This is a genomic window from Bradyrhizobium sp. USDA 4354 (assembly GCF_054060315.1).
Genome location: NZ_JBSSDC010000001.1, coordinates 5,396,080 through 5,411,052 on the forward strand (window position 1 = coordinate 5,396,080; position 14,973 = coordinate 5,411,052).

Here is a 14,973-nt window from a genome sequence, read left to right on the forward strand (position 1 = left end):
GTTGAAACAGTTCGCGAAAAGGCTACGACGCCGCCCTTGACGCGTCCGCTGACAGCCGTGCCAGCAGAGACCTTGCCGTATCAGACGGCGAAAGCGAGTCCACGCTGACGATGGGATCGCTGCGCATCTCGTGCTTGCCGTTGGAGGTGTGCCGCATCACCGCCGACAGGCGGCGCGCAATCATGTGCGCCGTGCGGAAGTCGGTCTCCGCGAACACGACGATGACGGAGCCGTCCTTCTGCGCCGCGCCAAAATCCATCTGCCGCATCAGGCGGCTGAGGATGCGCGCGGCGTCGAGCTGGGCACGGGAGTTGCCGGGATCGAAAGCGAAGCGTGCGACGGAGAGGCCGCCGCCGCGAGCGAGCGTCTGCTCGACGGCTTTGGCAAAATCGCGGGCGAAGGCCTCCACCGTGAGCAGGCCGCTGCGCGGATCGAGCCAGCCGCCGGCATCGATCGCGCGTAGCGCGCGGCTCAGCTGCGCTTCCATCGCGTGCTGGCGGATCAAGGGGAGCGCGTTGGCGGCGATACTCGCCGGCTCGCCCGCGATCAGCTCGAGATTGGGCATGTCGTAGCTCTGCGTGAGCTGATGCGCGGTGACGACCACCGGCAGGCTGCGGAAGCGGGTGTCCTCGGCGAGCACGGTGAGGAAGGCATCGGTCACGCGCGCGGTAAAACCTTCGGCGAGCACGACGCCGTCGAGGTCGCGGGTGTTGAGGTGCTTGGCGGCGGCCTCGATCGAGAGCGCGCCGACCACGCCGACGCGCTCACCCAGCGCGACGGAGAGCGTGGGATAGGCCGCGCCGCGACCGATCAGCAGCACGGTGGCGTCGCGTGCGGGATCGCCCTCCGGCAGCGCGACCTTCGTTTCCGGCAGCCGGCGGAGCACCGTTGCATGCAGTGTGCGCACGCGTAGCGCGGCACGGAGCCGCGCGATCAGGCGGTCGGGATTGCCGCCGCGCGAGGAGAAGGGCAGGGCGTTGTGAGGCAGCATGCCCGCCGCATCCAGGGCCACGAAGGGAAGGTAAGGCGATTGATCGGCAATCTTCTTTGCGAGCGCCGCCACGTGCGGCTCGTGTCCGGCATGCATCGCAGCGAGAACCGCGGCCGGCTGCACCGCTTCAACCGCACGCGCCGCGCTGGCCCAGTCGGTGTCGACCACCGGAAAGAGCCGGGCCTCGTCCAGCGCCGCCACGAAGGCGGGGCGGTGGGTATCGGACACAAACAGGATCGGGCCCGCCTGGGACATCGAGAGACTCAGATCACGCAACAGATGCCGCGCAATCTAGTTTGGCCGCCTTAATGCTGCGTCAACGGAAGGCGCGAAACTGTGCCTAGGCCGGCCCGGAGTGGTCGCGAAAAGCCTCGACCATCAGGGGGTTAAGCCCGAGCTCGCTGAGCGCCTCGCGGGCGCGGGCATTGTCCTGGGCCCGTCCCGCCAGCCGGTGCCCCGAGAGGCGGTCGGGCAGCGCCGTGAGCAGGGCGCCCTGGCCGAGCCGGCGCGCCCATTCCTGGAGATCGTTGGAGAGAAAGCGGTAGCCGCCGACGGCCATGATGCCGGAGGGCGGCGCGGTGATGCAGATCGCGCCGCTGGCACGGTCGAGCCGCGCGGCATAGCCGGTATCGACATAGTCGCGCGGCGGCTGCGCCGTCAGCGTCTCTCCGACCGGCTGCGGTGGGGCATAGGCCGCGATCGGCACCATCGCGCCGCGCAGGCCGAGCGTGCCTTTCGGTGTCAGCAGGATCTCCCCCGCAATTGAGGAGCCCGACTGCTCGCGCGGGGCGCCGTGCGGCCCGGGCTTGACCGGCACCGGCATGCCGTCCTCGCCGCGGCGGGCGCCGAACAGTCCGGCCTCGCCGAACAGATAGACGTCGGTCAGCGGCGCATGCGGCGCGATCCAGGCATCGCTCGCCGCGACCTGCTCGGGCGCGCGCCAGAGGCCGATGACGTTGCGCAACGACGGCATCCGCGCCGCGAGGCCGGCATCGCCGAGGCGCAGCGCGAGCTGGGCCGGCGCGATCAGCACCTCGCATTGGTGCGCGTTGATCTGCTGCTCCAGCACCTCGTTCTCGAACGGATGGTGCAGCGCCAGCGTACCGCCCGAGAGCAGCCACACCGCGAGCGAGGAGGCGAGGCCCGCAAACGACATCGGCGTGAACGCCGCCATCACGGTCGCGCCCTGCTTGATGTCGGCTTCGAGCGACATCGCAAGACCGCCGGCGATCAGGCTGAAATGCGGCCGCGGCACCGGACGGAAGCCTTCGGCGGTGACGTCGAAGGAGATCATCGCCGCCTTGCGGCCGTCCTGGATCACGGCACGCGTGGTGCCGGGCGGGCGGGCCAGCACGTGGTCGAGCGAGGCCATGCCTTCGGGCAGGTCGCCTCCGAAGCCGTAGACATGGCGGATCGAGAACGCCTCGGCTGCGGCATGCATCGCGAGGTCGGCATAGCTGACACCGTCGACCGTGCTCATGGTGACGATGGCGCGCGCTGCGGTGCGATTGAGCGCCGCGGTCAGCTCCGCATGCCGCCACAGCAGGGGCAGCACCGCGACGACGAGGCCGGCGCGATGGGCCGCAAGCACGGTGAGCACGAATTCGACCGTGTTGGGCAACTGGATCGCGATGACGGAATTCGCCGGCAGGCCCGATTCGACGAAATGGGCCGACAGCGCCTCGATGGCCGTGTCAGCCTCGGCGTAGGTCATTCGCCGCGGCTGGTGCCCGGTCACGCGCGCCTTGTTGAGAGGATCGAGCAGAGCGGTTGCGTGCGGCTGCCGCATCAGCGTGCGCTGAAACAGTGTGTCGAGCGTCGGCGATACGGCTGGCTGGTTCACGGCGTCACTTTGCTTGATGAGCTTGCGGCTGCCCCTTCGCCCACCAGGTCTCCGGCAAAATAGCCCGAGAGCGAGGTGGCCTTCGGCCATTCTATCCGATTCCAGCGCGCGATCCATTGCTCCGATACGTTAAACAGCGGGATTGTGTAGCAGCCCGCGATCAGGGCGCGGTCGAGCGCGCGCACCGCCGAGACGAAATCCGTATGTTCACGGGCCGCGAGCAGGGCGGCGATCATGGCATCGACCGCGGGATCCCTGGCGCCCATGTAGTTGCGGGTGCCCGGATTGTCCGCGGCGGCGCTGCCCCAATAGAAATACTGCTCGTTGCCGGGCGAGAGCGACTGGTCCCAGCGGTTCTGGATCATGTCGAACTCGTAAGCGAGCCGGCGCTGGTCGAACTGCACGGGATCGACCGACCGCACGGTCGCCTCGATGCCGGCGCGCTTGAGGTCGCGCTGGAATGCGAGCGCGATGCGCTCCTGGTCGCGGGTCGTGACCATGATCTCGAAGGTGAAGGGCGCCTTGGTCGCGCGATTGCGCAGTACGGTTCCGTCGAGATCGTAGCCTGCCTCTGACAACAGCTTCAGCGCGGCGCGCAGCGTCGTGCGGTCGCGGCCCGAACCGTCGGTCACGGGCAGGCGGTAGCTGCCGTCTATGATCTCGGGCGGGATCTGCGCGGCGAACGGTTTGAGCAGCTCGCGCTCGCGTGCATCCGCAGGCCTGCCATAGGCCGACAGCTCCGAGCCGGCGAAATAGCCGGCGACGCGCGAATAGAGGCCAAAGAAATAGTTGCGGTTGACCAGCTCGAAATCGAATAGCAGCGTCAGGGCCTTCCGCACCCGGATGTCGGCGAAGATCGGACGGCGGGTGTTGAACACCAGGAATTCGGAAGGCTGCGGCACGCCGGGCTTGATGGTGTCGCGGATCACCTCGCCGCTTCTGGCGGCCGGAAAATCATAGCCGTCGTGCCAGCGCAGCGGCTCGTGCTCGACACGGAAATCATAAAGGCCACGCTTGAAGGCCTCGAATTGGCCGTTGGCCTCGCGAAAATAATCGAGCCTGATCTCGTCGAAATTGTAGAGCCCGCGATTGATGGCGAGGTCGCGGCCCCAATAGTCGGGATTGCGGGTCAGCGTCACGCTAGCGCCCGGCTTCACCGCGGTCGCGCGATAGGGGCCCGAGCCGACCGGCGCCGTCAGCGTCGTCTCCTCGAAGGTCGCGACGTCGACCGCGTGCTTCGGCAGGATCGGCATCAGGCCGAGAATCAGCGGCAGCTCGCGGTCGTTGGCACCGGTGAGGTCGAAGCGGACGGTGCGGGGATCGGTCACCTCGGCCTTGGCAACCTTGGCGTAGTATTGCCGGTGATTGGGGCGGCCGTGGTCGCGCAGCAATTGCCAGGAGAACAGCACGTCCTCGGCCGCTACCTGCTTGCCGTCGGAGAAGCGGGCGCGGGGATCGAGACGAAACGTGACGAAGCTGCGCTCGTCGTTGGTTTCGACCGTCCTGGCGAGCAGACCGTAAAGCGTGAACGGCTCGTCCTGGCCGCGTGCCAGCAGACTCTCGACCACGTAGTTGCGGACCGGCTGCACCGCCAATCCCTTCACGATGAAGGGATTGAGGCTGTCGAAGGTGCCGAGAATGCCCCAAGTCAGGCGGCCGCCCTTGGGAGCATCGGGGTTGGCGTATCGCATGTGGGTGAAATCGGCAGCCATAGCCGGCTTGCCGTGCATGGCGATGGCATGGGCCTCCTCGGCCCGGGCGCCTGCCGAAAGTCCGGTGGCCGCAGCAAGGGCGAGGGCGCAAAGACGGACGCCGGAGCCCTTGAGAGGGCGCAGGAACATGGACATCGGCACACGGTGATTCGAGGACCGGCGGGCCTGAATCCTATCACAGGGAATTTCACTGGGGGCAGCTGGGGATGTGGCCAAAGACGCTTGTCGGCATTGATCTTTTCGTCGGCCACGTTAAGAAGGCACCCAATCGCGCAAGAGCGTCGAGCCCGTCACTTATCCGCCTCAATTGACGGGGAGAGAGCCGCGCCCAAGGCGGCCAGGTTCGGCGCTTCGGAGCGGTTCGGGCACTTCCCGTTCAGAAAGGGTTTTCCGCAATGAATTTTCGTTACTTGGCCGCGTCCGTCCGGCCGCGCGGGCGACTTCTCGCCCTGTTGACGGCGACGGCGTTGGCCGTTCCGTTTGCCGCCGAGGCCCAAGCTCCCGCACCGGCTCCTGGCGCGCCCGCGCCCAAGGCGACCCCGGCCCCAAAGGCCGCTCCGAAGGCTGCCCCCAAGGCTCCGGCGCCCGCAGCGTCGCCGCAGGCCCAGCAGGCTCCCGCCCAGGGCGCTCCGGCGCAGCAGGGCGCGGCCCAGCCCGCTGACCAGCAGATACAGCTGATCTACGCCCCCTGGACCAAGTTCTGCCTGAAGGGCCAGGACGCCAATGCCAAGCAGGTCTGCTTCACCGGCAAGGACGGGCGCATCGAGTCAGGCCAGCCGGTCATCGCGGCCGTCATCATCGAGCCGGAAGGCGAGCCCAAGAAAATCCTGCGCGTGACGCTGCCGCTCGGCATGCAGCTGGTTCACGGCACCCGCATCATCGTGGACAGCAACGCGCCGCTGCAGCAACCCTATGTGATCTGCTTCCAGAACGGCTGCATGTCGGATTACGAGGCCTCGCCCGAGCTCATCAACAGCATGAAGAAGGGCCAGAATCTCGTTGTCCAGGCGATCAACGCCAACGGCGCACCGCTGACCCTGCCGCTGCCGCTCGCCGGCGAATTCCAGAAGGCCTATGACGGTCCGCCGACCGATCCGAAGGTGTTCGAGGAAACCCAGAAGAAGCTTCAGGAAGAGCTTCAGAAGAAGGCGGACGAGCAGCGCAAGAAGCTCGAGCAGCAGGGCACGCCTCCCGGCGCATCTCCGGCTGGTCAGAAGTAATCACATCCCAAACATGCAAAAAGGCGCTCGGTTCGAGCGCCTTTTTTGCTGCCCCTTGCTGACGGCGAATTTCAATTCAGCGATGGATTGCGCGGGCGATAGCCGCCGGCCTTGTCCTTGATGAAGATCTCGGCGACCTGGGAATGCCGGACCGGCTCGCCGGAATCGTCGGGCAACAGGTTCTGCTCGGAGACGTAAGCGACGTATTCCGATTCCGCGTTCTCCGCGAGCAGGTGATAGAACGGCTGGTCCTTGTTGGGCCGCACCTCCTCGGGAATCGACAGCCACCACTCCTCGGTGTTGTTGAATTCCGGGTCGATGTCGAAGATCACCCCCCGGAACGAGAAGATCCGGTGGCGAACGACCTGTCCGATCTGGAATTTCGCGGTCCGCGCTTTAATCATCCCCCGTCGATAGACCAGGATTGTGGCCGATGCTAGTGGCCTTGTCGGGAATTAACCTTCGCGTCCGGGGCGGATAGCCCCCAAGTCCTCAGAAAACACTTCAATAATGGTCGATATCCTCAATCTGGCCCTTCCATATTTTGGCTTGATCTTTGTCGGGTTTGCCTGCGGCAAGTTCAAGTCTCTGCCGGAATCAGGGCTCGCCTGGATGAACTTCTTCCTGCTCTACGTGTCGCTGCCGGCGCTGCTGTTTGCGATCATGTCGAAGACGCCGTTTTCGGAATTGAACAACCCGCCGTTCCTGGTGGCGACCACGCTGTCGACGGTTGCGGCGTTCACGCTGGCGCTGGTGGTCGGCAAGCTGCTGGGACGGCTGACGCTGCGCGAAGCGACGCTCGCCGGGCTCTCAGGCGGTTACGGCAATATCGGCTATATGGGGCCGGGCCTGGCGCTCGCGGTGCTGGGGCCGAAGGCGGCGGCACCGACCGCGCTGATCTTCTGCTGCGACAGCATCTTCCTGTTCACGATCGTGCCGCTCCTGATCGAGCTCTCCGACCGCGACCATCCCTCGCTCGTCCACGCCTTCGGCGTCGTGCTGAAGCAGATCGTGCTCAATCCGCTAATCATGTCGGCCTGTTTTGGCGCAGCCGTCGCAGCGCTGCATATCGAGCTGCCGGTCGCGCTCGACCGCACCATCACCTTCCTCCAGAACGCGGCCGCGCCGACCGCGCTGTTCGTGCTCGGCGTGACCGTGGCGCTGCGACCGTTCGATCGGGTGCCGTGGGAGGTGCCGGGCGTGGTCGCGGTCAAGCTGCTGATCCATCCGCTCACGGCGTTCGGCCTGATGCTGGCGTTCGGTCCGTTCGCGCAGCCCTGGGCTGCGACGGCGGTGCTGATGGCCTCGCTGCCGCCGGCACTGAACGTGTTCGTGATCGCCCGGCAGAACGATGCCTGGATCGAGTCCGCCTCGGTGGCGGTGCTGCTGGGGACGTTCGCGTCGGTGGTCACGCTGACCAGCGTGATGTGGGCGATCCAAACGGGAAGGTTGGCGTTTCCTTAAGCGGGCTTGGCCGCCGCCAAACCTACCGCCGCCACGTCGGCGTCAGCCCTTCGCGCATGGCGAAACGCCGGAGCGGGCCGATGGCGCCGAGCAGGTGCATGCCGACGGCGCGGACCGGCTGGAGCGGCAGGAAGTCGTTGAGCAAGGAGCGGTTGGCGATGTCGATCGCAAAGGTGCGGCTCAGGATGTCCGGACGCCGCGCCCGGTCGTAGCGCTTGAGCACCTCGTCCGCGCCGGGATCCTGGCCCGCAGCGATGGCTTCGCCGGCGAGCCGGGCAATGTCGGCGGCATCGCGCAGGCCGAGATTGAGGCCCTGGGCGCCGATCGGCGGAACCACATGGGCGGCTTCGCCAACCAGCGCGATGCGGTCGCGCCCGAAGGATTTTGGACGTTCGATCGCGAGCGGGAACAGGTTGCGCCCGGGTTCGACCGTCATGCGTCCCAGAATCGAATGCGATTGCTTCTCGATCGCGGCGGACAGCTCCTCGTCGCTCAGGCCGCGCAGCCGTTCGGCCTCCGCCGGCGCCGAGACCCAGACTATACTGGAGCGGTCGCCGGGCAGGGGCACGAACACGCAGGGACCGTGCGGCGTGTGGAACTCGGTCGAGACATTGCGATGCGGCCGGGCATGGCCGACGTTGAAGGTCAGCGCGGTCTGGTTCAGCTCGCGCCGCGTCACCGCGATGCCGGCGGCCTCGCGGCACAGCGAGTGCCGGCCATCGGCACCGACCACCAGGCGGGCCGAGAGAAACTGTCCGGAGGCCGTGCGCACCGCGACGTCATCGGCTTCGATGACGATGCTTTCGGCCTCGCCGTCGAAGCGGACGAGATTGGCCAGCTCAGCCGCGCGCGCTTCCAGCGCCAGCATCAGCGAGCGGTTGTCGATGTTGTAGCCGAACGCATCGAGGCCGATTTCGTGACAGGAGAAGCGCACCTCCGGCGCGCGGAACAGCCGGCCGGTGTCGTCGACGAGGCGCATGACCTCCAGCGCTGCCGCCTTGTCCTTGCAGCGCGACCAGACGTCGAGCATCTCCAGCAGGTCGATGGAGGCACCGAGCAGCGCGGTGGTGCGGTTGTCGGCGTAGGGCACGCGCCGCGCGACCAGTGCGGTCCGTGCACCCGCTTGCGCCAGTGCGATGGCCGCCGCAAGTCCCGCCGGCCCGCCGCCGATCACGGCCGCGTCATGGAGTGTCGATGCGTCTGTCATGGAACGACAAATGACACGCCCCGCGGCAAATTCAAGCCCGCTGATTTCGCCTGATTTTATGGCGAATTGTGCGATCGTGCGCCGCAATGGCGGATGTGCAAACCGGTCGCATTCTGATAGCAGAAGCCATGGATACGCAGCAGGATTCCCTCAAGCCGAGACCGGCGATCCGCGCCGCGGCCTTCTCGGTGCACATCTTCACCGCGTTCGGTGCGGCGATCGCGCTGCTCGCGATGCTGGAGGCCGTGCGCGAGCACTGGGCGGCGATGTTTCAGTGGCTGGGCATCGCCCTGATCATCGACGCGATCGACGGGCCGATCGCGCGCCGACTCGACGTCAAGAACGTGCAGCCGAACTGGTCGGGTGACGTGCTCGATCTCGTGGTCGACTTCGTCACCTATGTGTTCGTCCCGGCCTATGCGATCGTGGCCAGCGGGCTGTTGCTGCCGGTCGCAGCGCCCTTGCTCGGCGTCGCCATCATCGTCACCAGCGCATTATATTTCGCCGATCTGCGCATGAAGGCCGACGACAATCATTTCCGCGGCTTCCCGGCGCTGTGGAATGCGGCGGCGTTCTACCTGTTCCTGCTGCACTGGCCCCCGCTCTGGTCGACGCTGCTGGTGGCCGCGCTCGTCGTGCTGACCTTCGTGCCGTTCCACGTGCTGCATCCGGTCCGCGTCGTGCGGCTGCGCTGGCTGACGATGTCGCTGATCGCGATCTGGGCGGTGCTCGGCCTCTACACGCTGGAGATGGATTTTCGCGTCGGCACCGGCGTGACCCTCGTGCTCTGCGCCATCGCGGTCTGGATCAGCTTCAGCGATGCCTTGATCCGCCTGGCGAGATCCTTGGCTAGACCCTTGGCGTGATGCACCTGTTGACCAGCCCCGAAGCCTGGGCGGCGCTGCTGACATTGACGGCGCTCGAGATCGTGCTCGGCATCGACAATGTCATCTTCCTGTCGGTGATCGTCTCGCGCATCCCGGAGCAGCAGGCGCACCGCGCCCGCCAGATCGGGCTCGCGCTGGCGCTGATCTTCCGCATCATCCTGCTCAGCGTCCTGGTCTGGCTGATCGGCCTGACCGCGCCGGTGTTCTCGTTTGCGGGTTACGACTTCTCCTGGCGCGACCTCATCCTGATCGGCGGCGGCCTGTTCCTGATCGCCAAGGCGACGCACGAGATTCACGGCGAGGTCGAAGCCGATGAAGGCGAGGGCGACGAGACGTCCGGCCGCAGCGCCTTCTTCTGGGTCATCGTCCAGATCGTGATCATCGACATCGTGTTCTCGCTGGACTCGATCATCACCGCGATCGGCATGGCCCAGGACATCGAGATCATGATCGCGGCCGTCATGATCGCCTGCCTGATCATGTACATTTCGTCGGGGCCGGTGTCGCGCTTCGTCGCGGAGCATCCGACGACGAAAATGCTGGCGCTGGCTTTCCTGGTGCTGATCGGCGTCGCGCTGGTTGCGGACGGATTCCACTTTCACATTCCGCGCGGCTACATCTATTTCGCAATTGCGTTCTCGGCGGCGGTGGAATTCTTCAACGTGCTGGCGAGACGCAACCGCAAGAAGGCGAGCAAGCCGTCGGTCTAGCCGTTCCCGTGAGCGTTGAGTTGACAAGGCGGGCGCGATGTCTTTCGCTCAGCCTTGGAGAAGAGGAGGTCAGGCGATGACCAAAGCCATCCGTGTGCACAAGGTCGGAGGCCCCGAAGCCCTGGTCTATGAGAGCGTCGACGTGCCGGCGCCCGGCCCGGGCGAGGTGCGGATCCGCCAGCATGCGGTCGGCCTCAACTTCATCGACGTCTACTATCGCACCGGCCTCTACAAGGCGCCGGGGCTGCCCTTCATTGCGGGCAACGAGGCCTCGGGCGAGGTTGTCGCGGTTGGGCCCGGCGTCACGCATTTCCATCCCGGCGACCGCGTTGCCTATTATTACAATCTCGGCGGCTATACCGGCGAGCGCAACATCCCCTGGGAGAAGCTGGTCAAGCTGCCCGACCACATCACCTACGAGCAGGGCGCCGTGCTGATGCTGAAGGGGCTGACGGTCTGGTACCTGCTGCACAAGACCTTCAAGGTCGAGCCGCACCATCGCGTGCTGATCCATGCCGCGGCCGGCGGCATCGGCTTGCTCGCCTGCCAATGGGCGAGGGCGCTCGGCGCACATGTCATCGGGACGGTCGGCTCGCGCGAGAAGGCCGAGCTCGCGGAGGCCAACGGCTGCGACCACGTCATCCTCTACAACGAGGAAGACTTCGTTGCGCGCGTGAAGCAGATCAGCCGCAACGGGGGCTGCGATGTCGTCTATGACGGCGTCGGCAAGGCGACCTTCCCGGGCTCGCTGTCCTGCCTGAAGCCGCGCGGCATGTTCGTCTCGTTCGGCAATGCCTCAGGTCCCGTGCCGCCGTTCTCGATCGCCGAGCTCAACAATCACGGCTCGCTGTTCGCGACGCGGCCGAAGCTCAACGACTATATCGGTACGCGCAAGGAACTGCTGGAGGGCGCCGACACGCTGTTCGCCGCCGTCATCAACGGCAAGCTGCACGTGCCGATCAACCACGCCTACGCGCTCAAGGACGCAGCGAAGGCGCATATCGATCTCGAAAGCCGCAAGACCACGGGCGCGTCGATCTTGAAGCCGTAGGCCTCGTGTCCCGGACGAGCCGCAACGCCGAAGGGGCGCTGCGCTGCGTCCGGGGCACGGGACAGGCTCTACGCCACGCGCTGTGTGTGCAGGTTCAGTTTACCGGCGTGGCCAGCAACTCGGACAGGTTCGTGTCGAGCTGCGCCAGCATGTCCGGATCGGTACCGAACAGCCCAAGATGTCCGTCGATGCTTTTCAACGGCCGGAACTCGCTGCCTGGAATCAAGCGTTGCTCGGCCTCGCAGTCGCCCGGGGGGAAGAACATGTCATGGCTGATGGGCATCACGAACGTCTTGGCTTTGATACGCCACCAGAGCGGCCGCGAGATCGCCATCGGTATTGCGGCTCACGTCGCCACGCTGCCATTTCCAGGCCATGGCCAACAGGTTGTTCGGATCCATGGGGGAGAAGTATGCGGTCATGAAGGAATCCACGAACGCCTGGATGTTTTCGAAGCCCATGGCTTTGTGGCGATTGACGCGGAAGAAATCGGTGCTCCAGCCCATGACCGTCCAGAGCTTCGCTTGTCGCTTGAGACCGGCAGCGACTTCGGCCGGTGAGCCGTAGCGGCCCTCGCGGAACCCTGGATCGGATGTAATTGCCTCGTTCAGCGTCTCGGCAAAGACGAAGTCGTGCTCGGTATTCCTTGCTGTGCCGGCGATTGGCGCCGCGCGCTTGACGAACTCGGGATAACGCACGGCCCATTCGTAGGTCTGCTGTGCTCCCATCGATCCGCCAACCACGAGCGCCAAACGCGTGATCCCGAACGTTTCAGTCAGCAGCCGATGCTGGGCGCGCACGTCATCGCCAATCCGGACCTTCGGGAAGTTCGGCCCGGCCAAAGCCCCAGGGGCGTTGTGGGGCGATGTCGATAGTCCGCTGCCGATTTGGTTTACAACGATGATGAAGTACTTCTTCGGATCGAGCGCGCGTCCCTCCCCAATATAGACCTGCTCCATGATCTTGCTCGTGCCCGAGTACCAGGTGGGAACAAGAATGGCGTTGTCTTTCGCGGCGTTGAGCGCGCCATGAGTGGCGACGGCAAGCTTGCAGCCGGGAATGATGCCGCCTTCCTCCAACTTCACCTCGCCGATGTCGATCATCTCATAGGGGCCATGACCTTCGGGCCCATAGTACGGATTATTGCTCATCTGCATTCTCCTCCAGAGGCCAGGATCAATTCATTGAGAAGCCGGGATAGCCACTGGCGGCCAGCTCGTCGCATTGGCGATGGTAGTTGCCGACCCCGCCGATGTAGGACAACAGCCGGCGTGGCTTACCGTCGACATTCGAGCCCATGTACCAAGAGTCGGTTTTGACCACGAGCGTCGCCGCGGCAGTCTCGTCATGGTGCTTCACCCAACTGTCTTCGAGCTTTCGGCTGGCCTCGATCGTTTGCTTGCCGTGCGTCCGCGCGTAATCAATGCACTCACTGATCCAGTCCACCTGCTGCTGCAGGCATGTCGTCATGTTGCAGAGGGCTGCCGAGGGTGCGAGCGGCGCGCCGGTCGCAAACAGATTCGGATAGCCGTGGATCTGGAGGCCCATCGCGGTGCGGATTTCCTCCTTCCACTGATCTCTCAGCGAGCGGCCGTCACGGCCGCGAATGTCGATTCGGCTCAGCGCGCCGGATCCGGCGTCGAAGCCAACCGCCAGGATGATGACGTCGACCTCGTGCACTTTGCCGTCGGAGGTCTGGAGGCCCTGGGGCACGATGCGCTCGATCGGCGTGCTCCGGCAGTCGACCGCTTCGACGTTATCCTGGAGATAGACCTCGAGATAGTTGTTCTCGAGCGGCACCCGATGGGTCCCGAAGCCGTAGTCCTCGGGAATCAGCAGGCGACAGAGCTTCGGGTCGTTTCGCAGCCGCTCGCGCATTTTCTTGCGCACGAAGTCGGACACGACGGCGCTGACCGATTCATCGAAGAACATCTCCGGGAAGGTTGCGAGCCACATCGCTAACGAGCCCTCATCCCAGAACTTCTCCAGCACCTCCGTGCGTTGTTCAGGCGTCAGTTCTGCCCAGGGACGGTTCTCGAAATCGTAGTGGAAGCCGGCGAAAGTGGAACGGACACGCTTCTTCAGTTCGTGGAACTGACCCGCCCATTTGTCCCATTCGGCTTGGCTATACTTTGGGTTCTTCATCGGCACCACATATTGCGGTGTGCGCACGAAGATCTTCATCTCGGCGACGTCGGGTGCGATGGTCTGAATGACCTGGATCCCGGTTGCGCCGGTACCGATTACGGCAACGCGCTTGCCTCTGAGATCAACGCCGTTCTTGGGCCAAAGGCCGGTATGGTGAATTTCCCCTCGGAAAGTCGACTGGCCGGGAAAACGATCGGCCAGCGGCGCTGACAACATCCCGCAGCAGGCGAGCAGATACTGTGTATCGATCGTCTCGCCGGCCTCAGTCTTCACCGTCCAGCGGCCATCCTTCTCGCGATAGTGAGCGGAGACGATCCGGCTGTTGAATTGAATGTCTTTCTTCAGATCGAGGCGTTCGGCGACAAAGTTCAACCAGCGTTCGGTCTCCGGCTGCGCCGGGAAGCGTTCGCTCGGCTTCCAGGCCTTGTACAGATCCTCGGAGAACCAATACTGGTAGACTTCGACTTGGGAATCGAAGCGTGCACCGGGATAGCGATTCCAGTACCAGGTGCCGCCCACTCCCGATGCCGTGTCGTATGCGCGGACCTTCAGTCCCATCTCGCGCAGGCGGTAGAGCTGGTAGAGACCAGCGATACCAGCACCGATGACCATCGCGTCGAGCTTCGTCGTCGCTCCATCCGCGCGCGACGTAGCCGGCTCCAACAAGGTGCCCATGATCGTTTCCTCTCTGATTGTGCTGCCGCTTGAGCGGCTTTAGGCCGTTTTGACCATGAGGGGGAAGCTAAGAGCGCCTACGGGCGGTCGTCTTGAATGAATCGGTGAACCTGTTGAAGGATCAGGTGAGGGGGCTCTTCTTGTCTGTCAGGCCCTGTCGTCCCGCAGCGAGGCTGGCGTTCGACCAAGCCGAGCGCGCATGACGCGCGTCAGGTGAGCCTGGTCAGCAAATCCGCATTCCGACGCAATGGCCTTCACCGGAAGTCGGCCAATCGCCAACATTTGGCGAGCCTTTTCGATTCGACGATCCACGACGTATTGGTGGGGCGTGATTTGAAACGACGCTCGGAAGCGCTTTCCGAACGTCCATACGCCCATGGACGCGACCTCGGCAAGTTCCTCGAGTGTGATCGGCTGATCGATGCGAGCTTCGACGTATTCGACAATGCGCTTGCGTATGGCCGGCGGTAGCTCGCCTCTTCCGGACCTGTCCACAAACTGCACGGCCGCAAAGTCGCGAAGCAGATTGACGACGAGCTGGGTACTCAGTGCGTCCACGTAGAGTGCCCCACCAATGCCGTTGCCACTTGCTTCCCGCGAGATGGCTTCCACGATGTCCGTCACGATTGGGCTCTGCGTGCGTAGGATGTCGTGGAGCCGAACGGCGGCTACTGGCCGCTCGAGTACGTCGGCAGCGACCCGGGACACGACCGCGTCCGACAAGTAGACGTGCGTGACATCGATCTGCTCAGTCCAGTGCCAGTGCGACGCCTGTGACCGGCTCAAGAGCGAAACATCCCCAGGATGGCACTCAGTCCGGGTCCAGCGGCCGTCAAAGCGCCGTTCCATCATGGTGCTGCCGCGCTTGTAGGAGACAACCATAAAGTCGGCCATTGCCGGGACCGGGACGTCGAGGCCCTTGTAACGATAGGATCGCAGTCCGACGCCGCTCCAGCCTTGCCCGTCGCTGCAACGCAATAGTTCGCCCGGTACCCAACGCGGCAGCTCTTCTGGCCGAATGAGAAGTGCCATGAAATCTGTCTCAGGTCATGGACCAACTGCACC

13 protein-coding genes and 1 pseudogene are annotated in these 14,973 nt (G+C 64.8%); 5 read left to right on the plus strand and 9 right to left on the minus strand.

Annotation, left to right across the window (positions count from 1 at the left end):
- Positions 1 to 22: 22 nt before the first annotated feature.
- From ACVIIV_RS25020 to ACVIIV_RS25030, 3 genes and pseudogenes are all read right to left on the minus strand, one after another.
- On the minus strand, positions 23 to 1,246 hold the full coding sequence (locus ACVIIV_RS25020) for a GGDEF domain-containing protein (RefSeq protein WP_456746516.1): 1,224 nt from the start codon (positions 1,244 to 1,246) through the stop codon (positions 23 to 25).
- An 85-nt stretch (positions 1,247 to 1,331) separates the two neighbouring features.
- Positions 1,332 to 2,834, minus strand: a complete 1,503-nt coding sequence (locus ACVIIV_RS25025) for an AMP-binding protein (protein ID WP_456746517.1) — start codon at positions 2,832 to 2,834, stop codon at positions 1,332 to 1,334.
- Between the two features lie 4 nt (positions 2,835 to 2,838).
- A pseudogene (locus tag ACVIIV_RS25030) lies at positions 2,839 to 4,681 on the minus strand (extracellular solute-binding protein).
- A 260-nt stretch (positions 4,682 to 4,941) separates the two neighbouring features.
- Between ACVIIV_RS25030 and ACVIIV_RS25035 the strand changes: the two are divergent.
- Positions 4,942 to 5,766 (plus strand): invasion associated locus B family protein, encoded by an 825-nt coding sequence (locus ACVIIV_RS25035; protein ID WP_456746518.1) that lies wholly within the window; start codon positions 4,942 to 4,944, stop codon positions 5,764 to 5,766.
- Between the two features lie 71 nt (positions 5,767 to 5,837).
- Here the strand turns inward: ACVIIV_RS25035 and hspQ are convergent, their stop codons facing one another.
- The gene (gene hspQ / locus ACVIIV_RS25040) at positions 5,838 to 6,170 is read right to left on the minus strand and encodes a heat shock protein HspQ (protein ID WP_028178766.1); all 333 of its coding nucleotides are present in this window, start codon (positions 6,168 to 6,170) and stop codon (positions 5,838 to 5,840) included.
- Between the two features lie 106 nt (positions 6,171 to 6,276).
- Here hspQ and ACVIIV_RS25045 point away from each other — a divergent pair, with 106 nt between their 5' ends.
- Positions 6,277 to 7,230, plus strand: a complete 954-nt coding sequence (locus tag ACVIIV_RS25045; protein WP_456746519.1) for an AEC family transporter — start codon at positions 6,277 to 6,279, stop codon at positions 7,228 to 7,230.
- 22 nt (positions 7,231 to 7,252) lie between these two features.
- Here the strand turns inward: ACVIIV_RS25045 and ACVIIV_RS25050 are convergent, their stop codons facing one another.
- Positions 7,253 to 8,437: a UbiH/UbiF family hydroxylase gene (locus ACVIIV_RS25050; RefSeq protein WP_456746520.1), complete on the minus strand. Its 1,185-nt coding sequence runs from the start codon at positions 8,435 to 8,437 to the stop codon at positions 7,253 to 7,255.
- An 86-nt stretch (positions 8,438 to 8,523) separates the two neighbouring features.
- On the opposite strand from ACVIIV_RS25050, the gene pcsA reads away from it, so the two are divergent.
- The 3 genes from pcsA (at position 8,524) to ACVIIV_RS25065 (ending at position 11,085) form a co-directional block, all read left to right on the plus strand.
- The gene (pcsA, locus tag ACVIIV_RS25055; RefSeq protein ID WP_456746521.1) at positions 8,524 to 9,303 is read left to right on the plus strand and encodes a phosphatidylcholine synthase; all 780 of its coding nucleotides are present in this window, start codon (positions 8,524 to 8,526) and stop codon (positions 9,301 to 9,303) included.
- A complete protein-coding gene (locus ACVIIV_RS25060; RefSeq protein WP_456746522.1) occupies positions 9,300 to 10,034 on the plus strand; it encodes a TerC family protein in 735 nt (244 codons plus the stop codon). The genes pcsA and ACVIIV_RS25060 overlap by 4 nt, the downstream gene beginning before the upstream one ends.
- 76 nt (positions 10,035 to 10,110) lie before the next feature.
- Complete coding sequence (locus tag ACVIIV_RS25065; protein WP_456746523.1) at positions 10,111 to 11,085, plus strand: quinone oxidoreductase family protein; 975 nt, start codon at positions 10,111 to 10,113, stop codon at positions 11,083 to 11,085.
- Between the two features lie 94 nt (positions 11,086 to 11,179).
- On the opposite strand, the gene ACVIIV_RS25070 is transcribed toward ACVIIV_RS25065, so the two are convergent.
- The 4 genes from ACVIIV_RS25070 to ACVIIV_RS25085 all read right to left on the minus strand — a co-directional run bounded on the left by ACVIIV_RS25070 (position 11,180) and on the right by ACVIIV_RS25085 (position 14,940).
- On the minus strand, positions 11,180 to 11,368 hold the full coding sequence (locus tag ACVIIV_RS25070; RefSeq protein WP_456746524.1) for a hypothetical protein: 189 nt from the start codon (positions 11,366 to 11,368) through the stop codon (positions 11,180 to 11,182).
- Positions 11,352 to 12,236 (minus strand): alpha/beta fold hydrolase, encoded by an 885-nt coding sequence (locus tag ACVIIV_RS25075; protein WP_456746525.1) that lies wholly within the window; start codon positions 12,234 to 12,236, stop codon positions 11,352 to 11,354. The genes ACVIIV_RS25070 and ACVIIV_RS25075 overlap by 17 nt, the downstream gene beginning before the upstream one ends.
- A gap of 25 nt (positions 12,237 to 12,261) precedes the next feature.
- Positions 12,262 to 13,908, minus strand: coding sequence for a flavin-containing monooxygenase (locus ACVIIV_RS25080; RefSeq protein ID WP_456746526.1), 1,647 nt, complete (start codon positions 13,906 to 13,908; stop codon positions 12,262 to 12,264).
- 147 nt (positions 13,909 to 14,055) lie between these two features.
- Positions 14,056 to 14,940, minus strand: coding sequence for a helix-turn-helix domain-containing protein (locus ACVIIV_RS25085; RefSeq protein WP_456746527.1), 885 nt, complete (start codon positions 14,938 to 14,940; stop codon positions 14,056 to 14,058).
- Positions 14,941 to 14,973 lie beyond the last annotated feature (33 nt).